The following is an 18,517-nucleotide window of genomic DNA, read 5'->3' on the forward strand; positions in this document are numbered from 1 at the left end:
AAAAGTGATTAGAATATTTCCAAATCAAGAATCGGCTATTAGACTAATAGGAGCAATCCTCATTGATATCAATGAGGATTGGATAACATCTTCTAAATTGTATATTAGAATGAAATAGTAAATATTGAACTAGGATAATTTACACAATATTATGGACTTGACTTATTAAATTTGTATATAAATTTATTAAAAATACAAAATAACTTATATACAAATATAGAATTAGGAATGAATATGAAAAAAATTATTAACAATCCAGAGAATTATAGGAAGGAATTAGTCGAAGGGGTTAATAAAACTCATGCAGATAAATATCAATTACTAAATTATTATTTTAGAATATCAAGAAGAAAAGATAGTCTAAAAAAAGATAAGGCGGAAATATTAATAGCAGGAGGTGGTAGATATTTATCACTTTTCTTAGAATATATAGAAGATAAAATACTTGATGGTTGTGAGATAGAAATTGTGTTTGTCTTATATTTATCATCTAAGAAAGAAAATTATAATCATATAAAAAAGTATATTGGAAAAATATTTTTAAAAATGGGAATAGATTTTAATGAAAGTGTACTATCTTTTTTAGGGACAATACTATCCTTTGTAAAAACAGGAAAGGTAAAAGTAAGTAAGGCATTTGCTGAATTAAATAGTAAACAGCTATATGAAGCGTTAAGCTCCTACTACAATTAAAAATGTATGATACAATGAGACCTATAAAATTAATAGCCTTTGATTTAGATGGAACTTTGTTAGATGGAAATAGGGAACTATCCAAAGAGAATATAAACTCTATCAAGAAATTATCAGACAGAGGATTTCAAATAGTAATATGTACTGGAAGACCATATCAAGGATTTAAAAGGTTTTTAGTAGATCTTGATTTGATTGGAAAAAATAATTATTCTATAACTAATACGGGTTCTATAATAAAGCCTAATGTAGAAAGTGAATATATAAAGTTAAATGCTTTGACTGTTGAAGATTATAGTAAATTGATAAATTTAACTAAGCCTTTTAAAGATTTACAAGTTGCATTTTATACTGACAGTAAATTATATAATGATAACATTATTTATAATGAAGCATTTATTCATGACCAAAAAATTTTAAAAATGGAAAGTGGAAAACTAAAAGAATATAATAACGAACCCATTTGTAGGATAAATATAATGGGAAAAAAAGAAGAAATTGATAGGTTTGAAAATTATAATTATCAAAGACTATCTAAGGAATATAAGCTAATGAGAAACGAGACTTTTAGCTTGGAAATTCTTAATAAAAACTCAGGAAAGGGTCAAGGTTTAGTAACTTTATGTAAGTATTTAAAACTAAAAAGAGAAAATGTAATGGCCTTTGGTGACAATATTAATGATATTGAAATGCTTGATTTTGCTGGAGTATCAGTAGCAATGGGAAATGCAAAAGAAATTTTGAAAAGGAAGTCAGATTATCTAACTGATTCTAATTTGAATAATGGAGTTTCAAAATTTATAAATAAATATTTTGAATTATAAATTAAAAAGCTTTATTAATGTATTCCTAAATTTAAATTAAAATAAACTAATAAAGTGAGTTTTTTTAAGGATATATAACAAAAATTTGAAAAGATCTATTATAAAATTAGTAAAATAGATGATATATTGTCTATATATTACAAAGATTAAAAAGGCGTATGGATAACTAGCTAGGGTGAGATAAAATTATATAGAAGAAATTAAATTGATTTTAAATTTATTTTAATTAACTTGAATCTAACAAAATAAATATTTTATCAAATCCTAGCTAATAAATTAAGTAAAAAAGTAAATTGAAGAATAATAAAAGAAAAATATAGCAAAAAATTCTACCCCTAGGGGTAGAAAAGTAGATACTATATAAATTTGTGTATTAAAAGCTTCTGATTAGGATAAAGAGAATGCAATCAGGAGGAATTTTTATGCCAAGAAAAATACTTGAAACAAAATTAAACAAAATATTAGATGATTTATTCAATATTAAATTTTCATTCTTTAAATTCAAAAAAAATCAATTAATACATGCCCAGCATCTTCTCAAATTTCATAATCAAAGAATGGGGTATAACTTTTGATATGAGAAGAAGAAGTTTTGAAAGAGGGTGGGAGCTTATTATATCCTTTTTTCCCATTTGCTTTAAAGCTTTTCTTACAAGCTTTTTAATATCTTCATTACCCAAGTCTTTTATAGTTTTTTTATCATCATCTTTTATAAATTCTGTCATAACTCTATTTGGACATAAAACTGAAACTTTTATATCCTTAAATTCTCGTCTTATAGCCCTTGAATAGTAAAGGACGAATGCCTTACTTGCCCCATAGATTGCAAACTTTGGTTGAGGAATGAAACTTGCGGATGAAGAAATATTTAAAATTATTCCATTTTTTTTGAAATATTTAAGGCTTATTTTGCTAAGGCTTATTAAGGCCCTAATATTTAAGTCAATAGTCCTTAAATCATCTTCTAATGAAGTTTTTTTATAATAGTCATTAATGCCTACCCCTGCAGAGTTTATCAATAGACCTATCTTTTTGTCTGTTTTTTTAAGCTCATCTTCAATTATTTCAAAAGACTTTTCCTCACACAAATCAAGGGCAAGTATTTTTGCCCTTGTTTTGAGGATTTTTTTTAAATGATTAAGCTTTTCAGCTCTTCTTGCTATAAGCCAGATTTCTTCATAATTCTTATCGTCAATTTGTTTTGCAAATTCAAAGCCAATACCAGAACTTGCTCCACTAATTATAGCTATCATTATTTACTCATTGCTTTCATAATGAGATTTTGCTTTAAGTTCCATAAGTCATGTGATAGGTCTACATAGTAGTTATGAGGTTGGTCAAATCTTTTTACTTCATCCCATAAGCTTTTTACTTCTGCTTTGCAATATTCGTTGATTTCTTCGATTTTTGGAGATTTATAAACTCTCTTACCATCTTCAAATATTGGAATTTGCATCTTTCTTAATTTATAGTTTTCCATTCTCTTCATTTTCCAGGTGAAGTGAGGATCAAATATTACCAAAGGCTTGGTATCATCAACTTCTTCGTCCTTTAAAGTTATATAGTCAGCCTCAGCCTTGCCTGTTTTTTTATCATAGAGTCTATATACTTCTTTAAGGCCTGGAGTTGTTATTTTTTCAACATTCTCACTAACTTTGATTTTATCTTTTTTTCCATCCTCATCTTCTATTTGAGAAAGTTTATAAACGCCACCAAAAACAGGGTCACTTTTTGCAGTGATTAGTCTTTCCCCTATACCAAAAGAGTCTATTTCCGCTCCTTGTTGAAGTAGGGATTCAATTTTATATTCATCAAGTGAGTTGGATGCAACTATTGTGGCTTTCTTATAACCCGCATCATCAAGCATCTTCCTTGCCTCTTTTGATAGGTATGCTATATCACCAGAATCAATTCTAATTCCACCTGTTAGACCTAGTGGATCTAAAACTTCTTTAAACACTTTTATTGCATTTGGGATACCTTGTTTTAAAACATCATATGTATCCACAAGAAGGATACAATTGTTAGGATAAAGTTTGGCATAGGCTAAAAAAGCCTCATATTCTGAGTCAAATGATTGAACCCAAGAGTGAGCCATAGTTCCTCCTGCTGGATAAGCATACATTTGACTTGATAGGGTATTTGATGTGATAGGCGCTCCTGCTATAAAAGCAGCTCTTGCTCCTTTTACAGAAGCATCAGGTCCTTGGGCACGTCTTGCCCCAAATTCCATTACAGTTCTTCCCTTTGCAGCTCTTACTATCCTATTGGTTTTTGTTGCAACCAAAGATCCATAGTTTAAAGATAATAGTAGGTAGGTTTCTAATATTTGTGCCTCTATTATTGGAGCCTTTACTGTAATAATAGGCTCTGATGGAAACATGGCAGAACCTTCTGGAAAGGCCCAAATATCTCCTGTAAACTTAAAGTCTTTTAGATAAGCTAAAAATTCTTCTGAAAAGTTTGTATTTTTTCTAAAATATTCAATATCTTCTTCATCAAAATGAATATTTTCTACATATTCTACTATATCCTCGAGTCCTGCAAATATGGCAAAACCTCCATCATCGGGATTTTTCCTGAAAAATGCGTCGAATACAGCAATAGTATCTTTCATTCCGCTTTCAAAGTATCCATAAGCCATAGTGAATTCATAAAAATCACTTAACATGGATAAATTTCTTCTTTTATTCATAATTTCCTTTCTTTTTTTCTTTTTAACTTAAAGTATTTCTTTTATTATACCATGGATAAGTGGTATAGTAATACTGGTTTTTTATTATTGAAATTTAAACAAAGATATTAAGGAGATAAAATGTATATTTTTGATATAGATGGAACATTGTTATATACAATTGATTCCATAGCCTATAATGTAAATGAATCTTTAAAAGATTTTGGATTAGAGGGGCTTCCTAAAGAAAAGATTAGAGAGTTTGTTGGAAATGGTCCTGTTGTATTGATAAATAAGAGCCTAGATTATATAAATTTTGAAAATAATGTAGAGAAAAGACTTGAGATTCTAAATCATTACAATAAAAAGTACGATTCTAATCCATCCTACCTAACAAAACCTTATGATGGGATTGTAGATCAACTTAATAAGCTTAAAGAAAGTGGGGAGATTATTGTATCCTTTTCTAATAAGCCAGATTCTACTTGTAAAAAGGTTATAGAAGAGATTTTTGGTAGAGGATATTTTGACTATGTTTTGGGCTATAGGGAAGATATAAAAAGAAAACCTTCGCCTGAGGGTATGTTTATAATAAAGGAAAGATTTGGTGTTGACTTTACTGATATTATTTATTTTGGGGATAGTGAAGTTGATATAGAATGTGGGAAAAATGCAGGGGTATTTACAGTAGGCTGCTCTTGGGGATTTAGGGATAAGGATTTTCTTCTAAGTTATAATCCAGACCTTCTTATAGATAGCCCAACAGAAATAAGCAAGGTAAGAAGAGTATAGTTTTTAATCTATAGTGTTAGATATTATCTGACTTAAATGATAGATCCATAAGCTTGCAAACATGATGATAAATAGGATTCTTTAATATATAGAGATTTGCATTAGACATTTTATGTATTTTATAGAATTTATTAATGCAACTGCAATGTTGTTATCTAATGGGATAAGATGTATATATAAATCATCCTTATAATCACTCTTTTATATGTTATGAGAATTAAGATGAGGAATCGATTGAGTTTTTAAATTTCTTAAAGAAATAGGATATTCTTTCTCATCAAAGCTAAGAAATAGGTATAAGAGGAGAGATTGCTTTCACTTGCAAGATTAAAATATATAGAGAAAGTCAAAAGTGTTTTCATAAAAATATAGGGAAAAGGCATTGAAATTTCAGTGCTTTTTCTTGTTTTCACTTGATTTTCTATGTTTTTTTGGTATACTTAAAGCGAATAAAGAAAGGAATATAAGATGATTGTAAGGATAGATGACAGACTTAGAGATCCTAATATCGTATCTAGTTGGGCCAATTTTTTGAAGGTTGATAAGGTAATTGTATTAAATGACAAACTCTCTAGATTAAATCTTGAAAAGAAACTAATTAGGTTAGAAATTGATAATGGGATAAGGGTCATATTTTTAGAGCATAAAGATTTAGAAAATGCGATTTTAGAAGAAGACTCAACAAGAACACTTATTTTTGTATCTACTGTTAAAGATGTGGAAAAACTAATAAGCTTAGGTATAAAAATAGACCTAATAGCCTTAGGTCAAAAGGAATTTCAAAAAGGTCTAAAAGCTCTTTCTGAAGATTTTTATGTTGATAGAAAAGACTTGGAGTTTTTAAATGAAATGACAAAAGAAGGCAAGGATATCTTGATTCAAGAAAATCCTTATTCAAGTAAAAGAAATATTAATAATTTATTTATAATTTAAGCTAACATTACAAAAAAAGTAAGGCTAGCTTTTTTTATTTTTAATCTTCCTTTTCATCTCTTAAATTAAATTTTTTTCTCATATGCCATCTTACTATTTGAAGTAAAAGTACAAGATAAATAACTATTAGAACTATAAAAATAAATATAAGCAGATTTCTATTAAATATAAGTATATTCTTATAAAGTCTTAGGTATAAAAAACAAGGATAAATAAGTCCGAAAATTACAATACCTAGGATAATTGAAACTTTACCTGCAAACTTATTGCCATAATTCCATGTTTCTTTACTATAGCATACTTCCCAAATATGAAAACCTACTTTCATTTTTGGATAAGATGTATAAAATTTTCTAAAAAATACTCCTATATAAATTGAGAAAAATAAAAGCATAATATTCCCAACTATTAAACTCCCCAAATAATCACTCTCCTATTTTATATACATATATTCTAGTATACTCTATTTATAAAAATGGTCTATTAATATAAGTTTTAAAAGAGTAGAATTTTCATTACTTTAACAAAAGAAAAAATAGTCTTATTATAAAATTATCTTAACTAATTTGCTTGAAATTTGCTTGTAAGTTAAGATAAAAAATTCATTACAGTAAAAATTGAAAAATTTTTACTTATTGTCTAAAATAATAATAAGGCTTTATATAATTTATAAAATTATGTTATAAGCTAAGATAAAGAGGTGATAAAATGAAAATTTTAATAACATCGGATTGGTATTATCCAGTTATAAATGGTGTGGTAAGATCCATATTAAACCTAAAAGAATATCTGGAAAATCAAGGCCATGATGTAAAAGTGCTAACCCTCTCTAATTCGACTGAAAGCTATAGAAAAGATAATATTTACTATATAGGGTCGTTGGGGGCTGGAAAAATTTATCCGGAAGCAAGAATTTCAGCCACTTTAAGAAACAAATATATAATAGAGCTTAAAAAATGGAAACCAGATATAATCCACAGTCAGTGTGAGTTCTCAACCTTTATGATGGCAGTCAGGATAGCAAAAAAGGCGTCATGCCCTTTAATTCATACCTATCACACCATATATGAAGACTACACCCACTATTTCTCACCTTCAAAAAAAGTAGGTAAAAAAGTTATCTCAGTATTCTCAAAGGCCATAGCTGATAGGACAGACTTTTTAATAGCTCCAAGTATAAAGACTGAAAAAATCTTAGAAAGATATACAATAGAAAAAGAAAAAATCGTAGTTATACCTACAGGAATCCACATGCCAGATAAACTTCTAGATAAGAAAAACTGTAGAAAGATTCATAATATAGACGAAAGTGCCAAGGTAATCCTCTATTTGGGAAGGCTTGCTGAGGAGAAAAATATAGAAGAGCTTATAAGATATTACCAAAAGCTTGATATAAAAAATTTAGAATTTATCCTAGTAGGTGGAGGTCCTTATCTAAATAATCTTAAATCATATGCTAAACAATTTGATAAAAAGATAGACTTTAAGGGTATGGTTAAGTCAGAAGAAGTAAATGAATACTATAGGATGGCAGATCTTTTTGTATCAGCAAGTAGTTCAGAAACCCAAGGACTAACATACTATGAGGCTTTAAGTAATGGGATAGCTGCAATTTGTAGGAAAGATTTGTGCCTTAAAGAGGTAATAATAGATGGATTTAACGGATATCAATATGAAAATTTCAATGAATTTGAAAAATATGTAAAAGAAGTCTTGGAAGATGAAGACTTAAATAAAAAACTTAGCAAAAATGCAAGAGAATATGCTTTAGAGAAGTTTTCTGTGAAATCTTTTGGTAATAAGTGCGAAAAACTATATGAAAAAGCACTAGAGAAAGAAAAATAAATGAAAGTACTAATATATTTTGATGATTATGATACAGTAAAAGAATCAGGTGTAGGAAAGGCTATAGATCACCAGATAAAAGCCCTTAAGCTTGCAGATGTTGATTTTAGTCTTGATAAAAATGATGAATATGATATATGTCACATAAATACAGTTTTTCCAAAATCTGTCCTTTTTGCTGATAAGGCAAAAAAAGACGGGAAGAAAATAGTTTATCATGCTCACTCAACTAAGGAGGATTTTAAAAATTCTTTTAAGTTTTCAAATCAGATAGCTCCGATTTTTAAAAATTGGCTTGTATATGCCTATAGAAAGGGGGATATAATCCTTACTCCTACCGACTATTCAAGAAAAATACTTGAAGGATATAAGTTAGATAGAGAGATAAAAGTTGTATCAAATGGGATAGATCTTGATTTTTGGAAAAAAAAAGATGGAGATAGGGAAAATTTCTACAAAAAATATGGACTTGATAAAAATAAAAAGTCAATTATATCTGTAGGACTTTTTATATATAGAAAAGGAATCCTTGACTTTGTTGAACTTGCCAAAAGACTACCACAATATGAATTTGTTTGGTTTGGTGAACTCAATTTAAATCTTGTCCCAGAAAATATAAAAAGAGCTGTAAAGACAGATTTAAAAAACTTACACTTTCCAGGTTATGTAAAACAAGATGATTTAAGACAAGCCTACAGTGGCTCTGATCTTTATATATTTCCAACCCATGAAGAGACAGAAGGTATAGTTCTGCTTGAAGCCCTTGCTATGAAAACAGATATTTTAATTAGAGATATAGAAATATATGAAAATCTAATAGATGGTAAAGAAATATATAAGGCAAAAACGATAGATGAATTTGAAGAAAAGTCTATAAAAATCCTAGAAGATCAACTTCCAAGCCTAAAAGAAGAAGGTTATAAAAAGGCTGAAGAGAAATCATTAAAAAAGATAGGTATTAGGCTTAAGGAAATTTATAAGAACTTGTTAGAAAGAGAATAAAATGAGAAGCATAATAAAATTTATAATTTACACTTTAACTATAATATTATTGCCAAGCCTAGTTATGATAGCTATCACAAGTATAAGTGTAAATAGCTTTATTCTACTTTTGCTAGGTCAACTTATAGTAATATTTCTTTTAGTGTCTTTTTATTTTTTATCAAGAAAAATTATAAACAAGTATGAAGAAGATACTCTAAAAATGATAGAAAATGAAAAAGATGTAGAAATATTAAAAAATATAAGAGAAAAAAGAATTTCTTATAAGTCCAAAGCAAATATAACAAAAAGAATTCTTGATATAGACTTTTCAAAAAAGGAATGTCAAAAACTCAGAAAATACTCATCTTCCTATGAGGATAATGTATTTTATTACTCAAGTCTTATCCAAAATGATAGAGAAGGCAGAGAAGAACACAAAAAGAGAAGAAACTACTTCAATAAAAGATACAAAAACAAGAATTTCGTTTTTGTAGACTTTAATGAAAATCTAAAAACGAGCATAAAATGGATTTTGATATTTTTGATTTCATCATTCATATCAATTACAAATCCTTTTAGGATAGTGGAGAATGTAGACTTGTATGCCTTGTTAATTTTACTTAATTTTGCTTTTAACCTAGCACTTGTAATAAATACTATTATATGGATAATAAGGTCTCTTAAGGCTTATTGGATAAAAGAATTAGTATGATTTTTCCTTAAAATCTAATATTAATCTTTAATTTTGATGGTGAAAGCCATCTTTTTTTATATTTAAATTTATGTTTTATACAATGGGACTGAGGAAGCTGTGATTTTACTTGTACCCATTTTCTTTCCATAAATTGAAGAAGCAAAGTTTATTTAAGATAACTTTATAATATAAAATAAAAATTCACCTTAAAATTAAAATAAAAAATCTTGTATTCTAGAATAAGGATTTTAAAAAACAATATCAATTTAATTAATAAATTAAAATCAAATATTAAAAATATTAATATAAAACTTTACAAAAATTAAAAAGCTGGTATACTTATCTTATAAAGGAGGCTAGCTTTGATTAATAAATGTCCTAATTGTGGTGACGACTTGGTTATCACATCATATAAATGTAATACCTGCCTTACTGAAGTAAGAGGAGAGTTTGAGATGGGTAAATTTCAAAGGCTTGATAGTGAAGATTTGGAATTTATCGAAATTTTTTTACAAAAACGTGGAAGTATAAAAGATGTGGGTGAAATACTTGGCATTTCTTATCCAACTGTCAGAAATAGAATAGATAAAATAGTTAAAAAACTTGGTGGAAAGATTGATAAGAGAGAATCTAGGATTGAGATTTTGAATATGCTTGACAATGGAGAGATTTCTCCAGATCAAGCGAGTGAACTTTTAAAGGAGTTAAAAGATGAATGAAGAAAAGAAAATGATTTTAGATATGCTTAAAGAAGGTAAGATTACAGTTGAACAAGCTAGCGACCTACTAGAAGCTGTTGGAAAAGATAAAAATAAAAATAATGACGATAATTTTATCAACAAGCTTTCCCAATCATTTGAAAGTATTATGAAAAAAACAAGTGAAAAATTATCAAATATTGATATAGATTTTGATATTAATGATTTAAATATCCCATCAAATTTGTTTAATATTAATGCCACTGCAAAGGAAAGTCAAATAAAGATTGATGATGATATCAATGAAATTTCGCTTGATATTACAAACGGATCTTTTGAAATTGAAAGAAGCCAAGAAAGCTCAATTATAGTAGATCAAAAGGTATTTTTCAAAAATAAGGAAGATGTAGAAAAAGACTATCTTTCTATAGATGTTGTTGATGATAGACTTGAAATTAAGCTAAATGAAACTTATAAAACACTTAATGCAAGACCTGAAATAAAACTTTACTTAGGTAAGAATATCTACGATAAGCTTTATATAAATCTTGTAAATGGTGATGTTGAAATTTGTGATGTTGATTTTAGAGAAAATATAATCTCTACAACAAATGTTAAGACTACTATAATAAACTCTTCAGGAAACGTTGAAATAGATAATACAAATGGAAAGATTGAATTAAGAAATACAAATGGAAATCTTAATATAAATAATGTAAATGGACCAATATATCTTACAAATGTATCTGGAGATGTGGCAAATATTGAAGTTATAAATGGTGCTATAAGAAGTGATGGATTTAATATAGATACACTAAACGCTTCAACTAATGTGGGTAGTGTAAAATTTTCTAAGCTTGGTGATTCTAAAGATATTAAAATAAGGACCCAATTTGGCTCAGTAACAATTGATACTGAAAATGTAGATAAAGAAATCAAGGCATTCTTAAATGCTCCATCCTATCATATTTCAGAAAAGTTTAAAAATAAATTACAAAAAAATGGTGGATATGAGGTATCAACTAATCCTGAGATTGCAGATCTTGATATAGAAGTAACAACAAGATTTGGTTCAGCATCTATACAATAAGAATGTATCTTAAATAATAAGAGCTGTTGCATAATGAATTAATCTTTGTAAAATTATTGCAAGTTTCTTTTAAGATAATTTGGATTTAACAAGCTAAAAAGCTTGTTTCTCGAACTGTCTATGAGTAACTTGAATGATACAAAGAGGAACTTTATTATTATGCAAAGGCTCTTTTTTTATAAAAATAAAAGGGGTTGTTGCAGAATGAATTGATTGTTTTAAAATCATTATAAGATCATCCATGACATTGGCATCCATATTTTGGAAGCTATTCTAAAATTGTCTATGAGTAATTTTAATGATAAAACATTAGAAATTCATAATTTTGCAACATCCCCTTCTTGCTAGTAAAGCTTAGTTTTTTTAGTTATAAGCTTTTTGAATAAGCTAGCTAAAATTTGAAATATTTGATAATTTGAGGGATTTTAAAATCTAATACTTCTATTAAAGAAAAAATAAAGTTTAATTTAATAAGGAAGAGAGCCACTTATAGTTCTTAAATATTTTCTTTGAATTTTTTCTTACACCTATATAATAAAGAACTTATATTTAAACCAAAGAAAGAACTTGTAAAGTTTAGGTAAAATCTTCTATAGCCTAAAAATTTTATTTTCTAGATGTTTTTCTTAATATATTTTTCTATTTTTTTTATGATATAATATTTAAAAGGAGTTAAAATGGGATTTTTAATGTTTACGACTATTCAATTAGTCCTTTATGCAATAAATTCTATGATAAGTTTTGATAAGAAAAAGGAAAGAAATATAGCTATAATCCTTATGTTTTCAGTATTTTTAATATTTTCTGCCCTTAGGGGAACAGGGGATTCTGACTACTACAATTATCTTTATTTTGCAAGGGATATTGGTACAGATTTTTCTAAAATTTTTCAGTCTTCATATCCTGTTGAGATAGGTTTTAGGGTATTTGCCTATATTTTCAACCTTTTAGGTATATCAAGACAGGCTATAATAATACTTATGAATGTATTATCGATTGTACCAACAACCTATGTGATTATAAAAGAAAGTGATAATCCATTTTTGTCAGCCCTTATTTTTATGCCGATTTTTATCCAATTCGATATGCAGACTTCAAGGACTGCGTCAGCCATTGGACTTGGTATGATGAGTGTCTATATGATGGTTAATAAAAAGTATATAAAATCCATATTCTTTTTGCTTTTTGCAATGTCTTTTCACAAAAGTACAGTTATACTTATACCTTTCTTTCTAATCTTGCACATAGACTTCTCTCATGCTTTCAAGGTATTTGCCTTAGGCCTTAGTCTTCTTGTCTCTATCTTAAGTAAACAATTATTAGGGATTACTTCACAAATTTTAGAAAACATTGGTATGGGTAGGATGAGTGCAAAGATTTTAACCTATACCTTTCAGGGAAGATTTGCAAAGGAAATGTCCTTTATAGATCCGAGGATTTTGTTTGCTATTTTCTTATTTTTAACAAGCATAATTTATTATAATAGAAATGAAATAAAGAAATTTACAATTGAAGATGCAAGCATAAAAGCTATATGGTTTTGTGCTGTTGTGCTTTTGACTTTTAGATCATCAACAGCCATAGCTTTCAGGTTTTCGAACTTTTTTACGATATTCCAAATGCTTTACATACCTATGCTTTTAAAGAAAATAAAAATATATGACCAATACACATACTTTTTAGTATACTTGTCAATTTTTGTATATATCCTGCCTTATGCGGTTTTTCTTATGGTAAATGCGCCAAGCTATGGATTTTTCTTTACAAATGAACAAGCTATACTATCACTTACAAACTAGGAGGGATTATGGAAAAGATTAGATCATCCGAGATAGGAAATATAATAAAAAACAATATAAAATATGTAATAATTGTAACATTAGCATTAGGAGTTTTTGGATTTTTTTATACTAGAAATAAGATAAAGGACTCTTATACTGCAGAAGCTGCGGTAATGGTTTCAGAAAATAAGGGAGAAGATATAACATACAACTCCTTAATGCTCAATGAAAAGATTTCAAATATTTATCAAGAATTTTTAAGCTCAAATGACCTTTATATGAAAGTTAAGGAAAATCTAGGTATAGAAGATGAACCTGAATCTATTAAAAAGAACCTAAAAACTAATCTAAATTCCCAAGCAGGAATTATTACTTTTGAATATAAGGCAAAAGGGGAAAAAGATACAGGTGAAGTTTTACAAGCCATAATTGAACAATTTAGACAAGATATAAAAGAATATGTAGGAAAAGATAATGTTGAATATATACAAAATGTAAATATAAGAGAAGACGGTCTAGGAGAGGCTATAAAGAAAGCTGTATTTTTGGCGGCTTTTGCCTTTGTTTTGTCTCTTTTAGCGGTGGTTACTAAGGAATTTTTCCAAGGAAAAGTTAAGTCTAAATTATTTTTTGATAATATAGGTATAGAAATCTTAGGAGTCATAGATGAAAAATAACAAATTAAACTATCAAAAAATCGCAATAAAGCTTGCATCGGATTCCAAAAAAACTATTGGTTTTATAAGCTTTGATGAAGTAGAAAGTTCTGATATAGTAATTAAAATTGCAAAAGAGTGTGCAAAGATTAAAAACACAGTTTATTTGAACTTTACAGATATGGATAATTATTTTATATCAGACTATACTACCATGATAAAAAAAGAAGATAATCTAGCAAGAATTGATATATCACTTACAGAAGATTCTTCAAACCTTATAAATTCAGATGAATTTAAAAAGTTGATTTTTGATTTAAAAAATAAATTTGACCTTATTTTGATAAATGAGTCAAAAGATGAGGCTATTTCTTATCTCTTATCAGCCTTTGATGATGAAAAAATTCTTATTGCTTATGAAAATAAGACTAGTAAATCAAAGGTAGTAGATGCAAAAAAAGAATTTGAAAGACTAGGCTCACCTATAATGGGGGTGGTCTACAATATTTAAGAAAATTGTCTTGAGTTTTTTTCTTATTATTTTACTATCATCTTGTAGTGATAAAAAAGAAGTCCTAGTTTTAAAGGAAAATGAACAAAAAAAAGAGTACCTGTCTAAAAATTCTCAAAAAGAATTTCAAATAGATGGGCTCTATTTGGTAAATAAGGATACCTTTATGTATGATAGAAAAGATGAGAAAAGCGTGTGGGATAAGATAAAAAAAGGATCTAGTGTAAAAGTATTATCTGAAGCTGAAGATGGCTTTATAAGAGTAGATTACTTTGGAAATGAAGCCTTTATGAAAACTGAAGATTTGGATATAGATAGCTAAGCATAAGCTTTGCTATCTATTTTTTTAAAAAAAACTTGCAAAATTTGAAGAGAGCATGTATAATATCATTGTATTAAGGAAGTAGAACAATGATACAACGATACAAAAGACGGAAGACTATAGGGAAATTATAGATGTATTATTTCCTATAATAGCGGTATCAATGGCTCTTGTATTTTATTTAATAAGTACACAAAAAGATTCTATAAGGGAAAAAAGAAAGAAGACAATTGTATGGAAGAAGGTATGGATTTGGGGATAAGAATAAGAATTCTTATAGAAACTTTAATGAAAAATATCCCTACATATTTGTTACTAGGAATGGCTTTTGGTCTTGCCATAGGAATCTTCCAAGAAAAATAGTAAAGGAGCTTTATGATGGAATTTGATAATGATAGGCCAATCTATATTCAAATACTTGAAGACTTCAAAGGAAAAATTTCAAGTGGGAAGTGGAAGGCTGGAGAAAAAATTGATTCTGTAAGAAACTTAGCAAAAGAATATGAGGTAAATCCAAACACAGTCCAAAGAGCCTTGCAAGAGCTTGAAAGATATGGTCTTTGTCATAGTCAAAGAACGGCAGGAAGGTTTGTTACAGAAGATGAGAAGCTTATAAAATCCTTATCCAAAAATGCCTTTGAGATAATTTGTGATGATTTTATAACAAGTGCTAAAAGTTTGAAAATCGCAAAAGATGATGCCCTAGAGGGAATTAAAAATATGTGGGAGGACTAGATGTTAGAGATTAAGAATTTAAATATCAATTATGGAGGAAGACCGGTTTTGGATAATTTAAATCTAAGACTTCAAAAGGGAGAGATTGTAGGACTTTTAGGGCCAAATGGTTCAGGAAAGACTACACTTTTAAGAATTCTTGCAGGTCTTGAAAAAAATTATAGGGGTGATGTAAAAATAAATGGAGAAAATCCAAGCTATCTTACAAAGTCATTTGTATCCTACCAACCTGATCACCTTCCTTTGGACAGTGACTATTCACTAAAGAAGATATTAAAATTATATGAAAAGTTTTTTGATGATTTTTCAAAAGAAAAGTTTGAGAAAATTATAAAAGACTTTAACTTAACCATGGATATGAAAATTAAAAATATGTCCAAAGGTATGAAAGATAAGGTTCAAATAAGTCTATCTTTATCAAGAAAGTCAGATATTTACCTTCTAGATGAACCTATGAGTGGAATAGATCCTGCAAGTCGTAAGAAGATTATGGATGTTATAATAGATAATTTTGACTCTGATGGACTTATGATAATATCAACCCACCTTATAAGTCAAGTTGAAAGGTTATTAGATAAGGTAATATTCCTCTCAGATGGAAAGATTATCCTTGAAGAGAAAACTGATGAAATGAGAAATAAGTACAAAATGGGAGTAGAAGAATATTTCGAGGAGGTTTTCAATGTCTAAATTACTATCTCAACAATTAAAAGAAAATATAAAGGACATATCCTTATGGATGATAATTCCAATGCTTATGTCAATTTTATTAAATAGGATAAATACATATTTCAATTCACAAATTATTAATTTTATCCTAGTTTTGTCAATATTTGTCATGTATTCGTCCTTTGCTATAGCCATGGTTATAGTAATATTAAATGACTATAAAAGATTCTATGGTGAAAATGCGGCCTTTTATGATGTACTGCCAATAAAATCAGGAGATATTACTTTATCAAGATTTTTAACATATTTGATAATGTCTTTATTAGTAGGAGTTCTCCTTATAATAGAAATTCTTATATTTTTTGCAGTAACAACAAATATAGGTTTGGAAGCTTTAAGTGAAATGTTTGAACTTATAAAAAACGTAATAAATACATTGCCTAAATTTTCAATATTTATATCAATATTTGCTTTCATAACATCGATTATTGGAAGTCTTGTAAAATTTATTGCATCAATTACTATAGGAAGTGATAAGATATTTAAAAATTTAGGAAAGTTTGGACCGGTTCTAGTATTTATTATAATCTCTGTTGTGCTAGCTATTTTAGGAATTACAATAGGATCATTTTTTATAGTTGACTTAGATACATCACAAACAGCAACTAGAATTGTAATAGAAAATGAAGAATTGGCAATAGAGCTATCTAAAAATATAAAGGCGATAACAATGATAATGGGAATAGGAAGTGCCTTAAATCTTTTAGTGATAGGAATATTGATGTTTTTAACTAACTACTTCCACAAAAATAGGCTTACAGTAGCATAAATATTATTATAAAAGTCCGAGCTTAAAAGCTTGGGCTTTTTCTCATCTTTAGTATAATAAAAAAGAGGTGTTATATGGAAAAAGTATTATTTTTGAAAGGACAATTTGTAGAAAAAATCTGGGGTGGAAGTAGACTAAAAAAAGAATTCTCCTATGACTTTAATTCAGAAAATATAGGAGAATACTGGGCTATATCAGCAATGAAAGATTTTTCATCAATTGTAATAAATGGAGCATATAAGGGTGAAAAGCTTAACGACTTATATAAAAACAATAAAGAGCTTTTTGGAAATGAAAAAAAGGAAAAATTTCCCCTTCTCATAAAGCTAATAGATGCAAATGATGACTTATCAATCCAAGTTCATCCAGATGAGAAAATGGCAAAAAAAGAAAATTCTTATGGAAAAAGTGAGTGTTGGTATATTCTAAATGAAAATAAGGCATCTATTATTTATGGACTTAAAACAGATGATAAAAAAAGAGCCTTAAAACTAATAGATGAAAGGCGATGGGATGATCTTTTAAAAGAAGAAAACCATATAAAAGGAGACTTTTTTAGGGTTGATGCTGGCATGGTTCACGCCATAAAAAAGGGATCATTAATCCTTGAAATACAACAAGCAAGCGATATAACCTATAGACTCTATGACTATGATAGAAAAGATAAGGAAGGAAATCTTCGTGACCTTCATATAGATAAGTCAAAAGAGGCTATAAAGTGCTTAGATAGTAAAAAAATCCACGAAGACTTAGAAAAAGAAGTAGAAATTTTACTTGAAAATGAATATTTTAAGGTGAAGAAAATAAATGTCAAAGATAAGATAAATCTAAAAAGAGAAGATAAATATCAACTAGAGTCAGTAGTAAAAGGAAAAGGAGAGCTTATAATAGACGATAAAACCTATCCTATAAAGAAGGGAGATTTTTTTATCCTTACAAATTATGTTAACAATTATACATTTAAAGGAAATCTTGAAGTAGTTGAATCTTCTTCTAAATAGAAAATCAGAAAAGTAGATAAGTAAAAAGCTTATCTGCTTTTTCATACTTATCAATAATAAATAATTATATACTATTTTGGGAAAATATAAAATTGTTATATAATACTTTCTAATACCTAATAATTGGAGGTTAAAGATGAAAGAATATATATTTAGAGCTAGAAAAAATCTATTTATATACTTGCTTATTTGTTTTGTTGGAGCAAGTTTTACGGCTGGAGTTGCTTTTTTATATAAGAATCTTACTAATTATGCTTTAGATAAGTACTTTCACTTATTGATAAAGATTGCTATTTTTTGCCATACCATTTCTTATTTTGGAAGCATCTTTTGATTATTTTCCTAGAAAATATAGGTCTATATTAACAAATAATATTGTATTTTCTTTAAGAAATGATTTGATAAAAAAGGTTGATTCTAAGCCTATATCAGATGTTAATTTAACTTTTAGAAATGAATTTAAAAATAAGATGATAAATGATTTAGAGACTATTAAAGGATTTTTAAATAATATATTTGCTATTATTCTTTATTTTTTTATGTTTATAATATCTTTAATATCAGCTTTGTATATTGAAAAAACTCTTACATTAATAATGCTTATATTATCTTTTATACTATTTCTATCACCATTTATTTCTAGAAAAATATTATCTAATAAAAAGGAAAAAGAAATAGAGTCTAAGAATAAGTATTTAGATTTATTTAATGAGTTTAATACTAATACGTTCTATATAAAAATCTCAAATCTTGGAGATTTTTTTATTATAAACTTAAAAAACTAGC

24 protein-coding genes are annotated in these 18,517 nt (G+C 27.7%); 21 read left to right on the plus strand and 3 right to left on the minus strand.

Annotated features, from left to right (window positions below):
• From FYJ26_RS10850 to FYJ26_RS09920, 3 genes are all read left to right on the plus strand, one after another.
• Positions 1–118: transposase (locus FYJ26_RS10850; RefSeq protein WP_154541029.1), on the plus strand; the 118-nt coding region annotated here is incomplete at its 5' end.
• 116 nt (positions 119–234) lie between these two features.
• Positions 235–693 carry a hypothetical protein gene (locus tag FYJ26_RS09915; RefSeq protein WP_154541983.1) on the plus strand — a complete coding sequence of 153 codons (459 nt, stop codon included), beginning with the start codon at positions 235–237 and terminating at the stop codon, positions 691–693.
• 2 nt (positions 694–695) lie between these two features.
• On the plus strand, positions 696–1,517 hold the full coding sequence (locus FYJ26_RS09920) for a Cof-type HAD-IIB family hydrolase (RefSeq protein WP_154541985.1): 822 nt from the start codon (positions 696–698) through the stop codon (positions 1,515–1,517).
• A 515-nt stretch (positions 1,518–2,032) separates the two neighbouring features.
• Here the strand turns inward: FYJ26_RS09920 and FYJ26_RS09925 are convergent.
• Both FYJ26_RS09925 and FYJ26_RS09930 read right to left on the minus strand, forming a co-directional pair.
• Entirely contained in the window at positions 2,033–2,770 is a 738-nt protein-coding gene (locus tag FYJ26_RS09925) for an SDR family NAD(P)-dependent oxidoreductase (protein WP_154541987.1), read from the minus strand.
• Positions 2,770–4,212 (minus strand): nicotinate phosphoribosyltransferase, encoded by a 1,443-nt coding sequence (locus FYJ26_RS09930; RefSeq protein ID WP_154541989.1) that lies wholly within the window; start codon positions 4,210–4,212, stop codon positions 2,770–2,772. Before FYJ26_RS09930 ends, FYJ26_RS09925 begins: the two co-directional genes overlap by 1 nt.
• 120 nt (positions 4,213–4,332) lie before the next feature.
• Here FYJ26_RS09930 and FYJ26_RS09935 point away from each other — a divergent pair, with 120 nt between their 5' ends.
• Together FYJ26_RS09935 and FYJ26_RS09940 are read left to right on the plus strand one after the other, a co-directional pair.
• On the plus strand, positions 4,333–4,983 hold the full coding sequence (locus tag FYJ26_RS09935; protein ID WP_154541991.1) for an HAD family hydrolase: 651 nt from the start codon (positions 4,333–4,335) through the stop codon (positions 4,981–4,983).
• A gap of 468 nt (positions 4,984–5,451) precedes the next feature.
• A complete protein-coding gene (locus FYJ26_RS09940) occupies positions 5,452–5,916 on the plus strand; it encodes a PTS sugar transporter subunit IIB (RefSeq protein ID WP_154541993.1) in 465 nt (154 codons plus the stop codon).
• Between the two features lie 40 nt (positions 5,917–5,956).
• Here FYJ26_RS09940 and FYJ26_RS09945 read toward each other — a convergent pair whose 3' ends face one another.
• Positions 5,957–6,337 (minus strand): SdpI family protein, encoded by a 381-nt coding sequence (locus tag FYJ26_RS09945; RefSeq protein ID WP_154541995.1) that lies wholly within the window; start codon positions 6,335–6,337, stop codon positions 5,957–5,959.
• Positions 6,338–6,624: 287 nt separating this feature from the next.
• Here FYJ26_RS09945 and FYJ26_RS09950 point away from each other — a divergent pair, with 287 nt between their 5' ends.
• From FYJ26_RS09950 to FYJ26_RS11175, 16 genes are all read left to right on the plus strand, one after another.
• Entirely contained in the window at positions 6,625–7,761 is a 1,137-nt protein-coding gene (locus FYJ26_RS09950) for a glycosyltransferase (protein ID WP_154541997.1), read from the plus strand.
• Positions 7,762–8,763, plus strand: coding sequence for a glycosyltransferase family 4 protein (locus FYJ26_RS09955; protein WP_154541999.1), 1,002 nt, complete (start codon positions 7,762–7,764; stop codon positions 8,761–8,763).
• Between the two features lies 1 nt (position 8,764).
• The gene (locus tag FYJ26_RS09960) at positions 8,765–9,457 is read left to right on the plus strand and encodes a hypothetical protein (protein ID WP_154542001.1); all 693 of its coding nucleotides are present in this window, start codon (positions 8,765–8,767) and stop codon (positions 9,455–9,457) included.
• Between the two features lie 344 nt (positions 9,458–9,801).
• On the plus strand, positions 9,802–10,158 hold the full coding sequence (locus tag FYJ26_RS09965) for a DUF2089 domain-containing protein (protein ID WP_154542003.1): 357 nt from the start codon (positions 9,802–9,804) through the stop codon (positions 10,156–10,158).
• Positions 10,151–11,227: an SHOCT-like domain-containing protein gene (locus FYJ26_RS09970; RefSeq protein WP_154542005.1), complete on the plus strand. Its 1,077-nt coding sequence runs from the start codon at positions 10,151–10,153 to the stop codon at positions 11,225–11,227. Before FYJ26_RS09965 ends, FYJ26_RS09970 begins: the two co-directional genes overlap by 8 nt.
• A gap of 677 nt (positions 11,228–11,904) precedes the next feature.
• The gene (locus tag FYJ26_RS09975) at positions 11,905–13,026 is read left to right on the plus strand and encodes an EpsG family protein (RefSeq protein WP_154542007.1); all 1,122 of its coding nucleotides are present in this window, start codon (positions 11,905–11,907) and stop codon (positions 13,024–13,026) included.
• A gap of 8 nt (positions 13,027–13,034) precedes the next feature.
• On the plus strand, positions 13,035–13,685 hold the full coding sequence (locus FYJ26_RS09980; protein WP_154542009.1) for a YveK family protein: 651 nt from the start codon (positions 13,035–13,037) through the stop codon (positions 13,683–13,685).
• On the plus strand, positions 13,675–14,175 hold the full coding sequence (locus tag FYJ26_RS09985) for a P-loop NTPase family protein (RefSeq protein WP_154542011.1): 501 nt from the start codon (positions 13,675–13,677) through the stop codon (positions 14,173–14,175). The genes FYJ26_RS09980 and FYJ26_RS09985 overlap by 11 nt, the downstream gene beginning before the upstream one ends.
• A 10-nt stretch (positions 14,176–14,185) precedes the next feature.
• Positions 14,186–14,497, plus strand: coding sequence for a hypothetical protein (locus FYJ26_RS09990; RefSeq protein WP_154542013.1), 312 nt, complete (start codon positions 14,186–14,188; stop codon positions 14,495–14,497).
• Between the two features lie 234 nt (positions 14,498–14,731).
• The gene (locus tag FYJ26_RS11285) at positions 14,732–14,860 is read left to right on the plus strand and encodes a hypothetical protein (protein WP_268234531.1); all 129 of its coding nucleotides are present in this window, start codon (positions 14,732–14,734) and stop codon (positions 14,858–14,860) included.
• A gap of 15 nt (positions 14,861–14,875) precedes the next feature.
• Positions 14,876–15,232 (plus strand): GntR family transcriptional regulator, encoded by a 357-nt coding sequence (locus FYJ26_RS09995; protein WP_154542041.1) that lies wholly within the window; start codon positions 14,876–14,878, stop codon positions 15,230–15,232.
• Complete coding sequence (locus FYJ26_RS10000) at positions 15,233–15,922, plus strand: ABC transporter ATP-binding protein (RefSeq protein WP_154542015.1); 690 nt, start codon at positions 15,233–15,235, stop codon at positions 15,920–15,922.
• Positions 15,915–16,730 (plus strand): hypothetical protein, encoded by an 816-nt coding sequence (locus FYJ26_RS10005; protein ID WP_154542017.1) that lies wholly within the window; start codon positions 15,915–15,917, stop codon positions 16,728–16,730. The genes FYJ26_RS10000 and FYJ26_RS10005 overlap by 8 nt, the downstream gene beginning before the upstream one ends.
• 74 nt (positions 16,731–16,804) lie before the next feature.
• Positions 16,805–17,731, plus strand: coding sequence for a type I phosphomannose isomerase catalytic subunit (locus FYJ26_RS10010; protein WP_154542019.1), 927 nt, complete (start codon positions 16,805–16,807; stop codon positions 17,729–17,731).
• Between the two features lie 136 nt (positions 17,732–17,867).
• The gene (locus tag FYJ26_RS10015) at positions 17,868–18,065 is read left to right on the plus strand and encodes a hypothetical protein (protein WP_154542021.1); all 198 of its coding nucleotides are present in this window, start codon (positions 17,868–17,870) and stop codon (positions 18,063–18,065) included.
• Positions 18,049–18,516, plus strand: coding sequence for an ABC transporter transmembrane domain-containing protein (locus FYJ26_RS11175; RefSeq protein ID WP_229771254.1), 468 nt, complete (start codon positions 18,049–18,051; stop codon positions 18,514–18,516). Before FYJ26_RS10015 ends, FYJ26_RS11175 begins: the two co-directional genes overlap by 17 nt.
• Position 18,517 lies beyond the last annotated feature (1 nt).

The organism is Anaerococcus porci (assembly GCF_009696575.1).
Lineage (GTDB): Bacteria > Bacillota > Clostridia > Tissierellales > Peptoniphilaceae > Anaerococcus > Anaerococcus porci.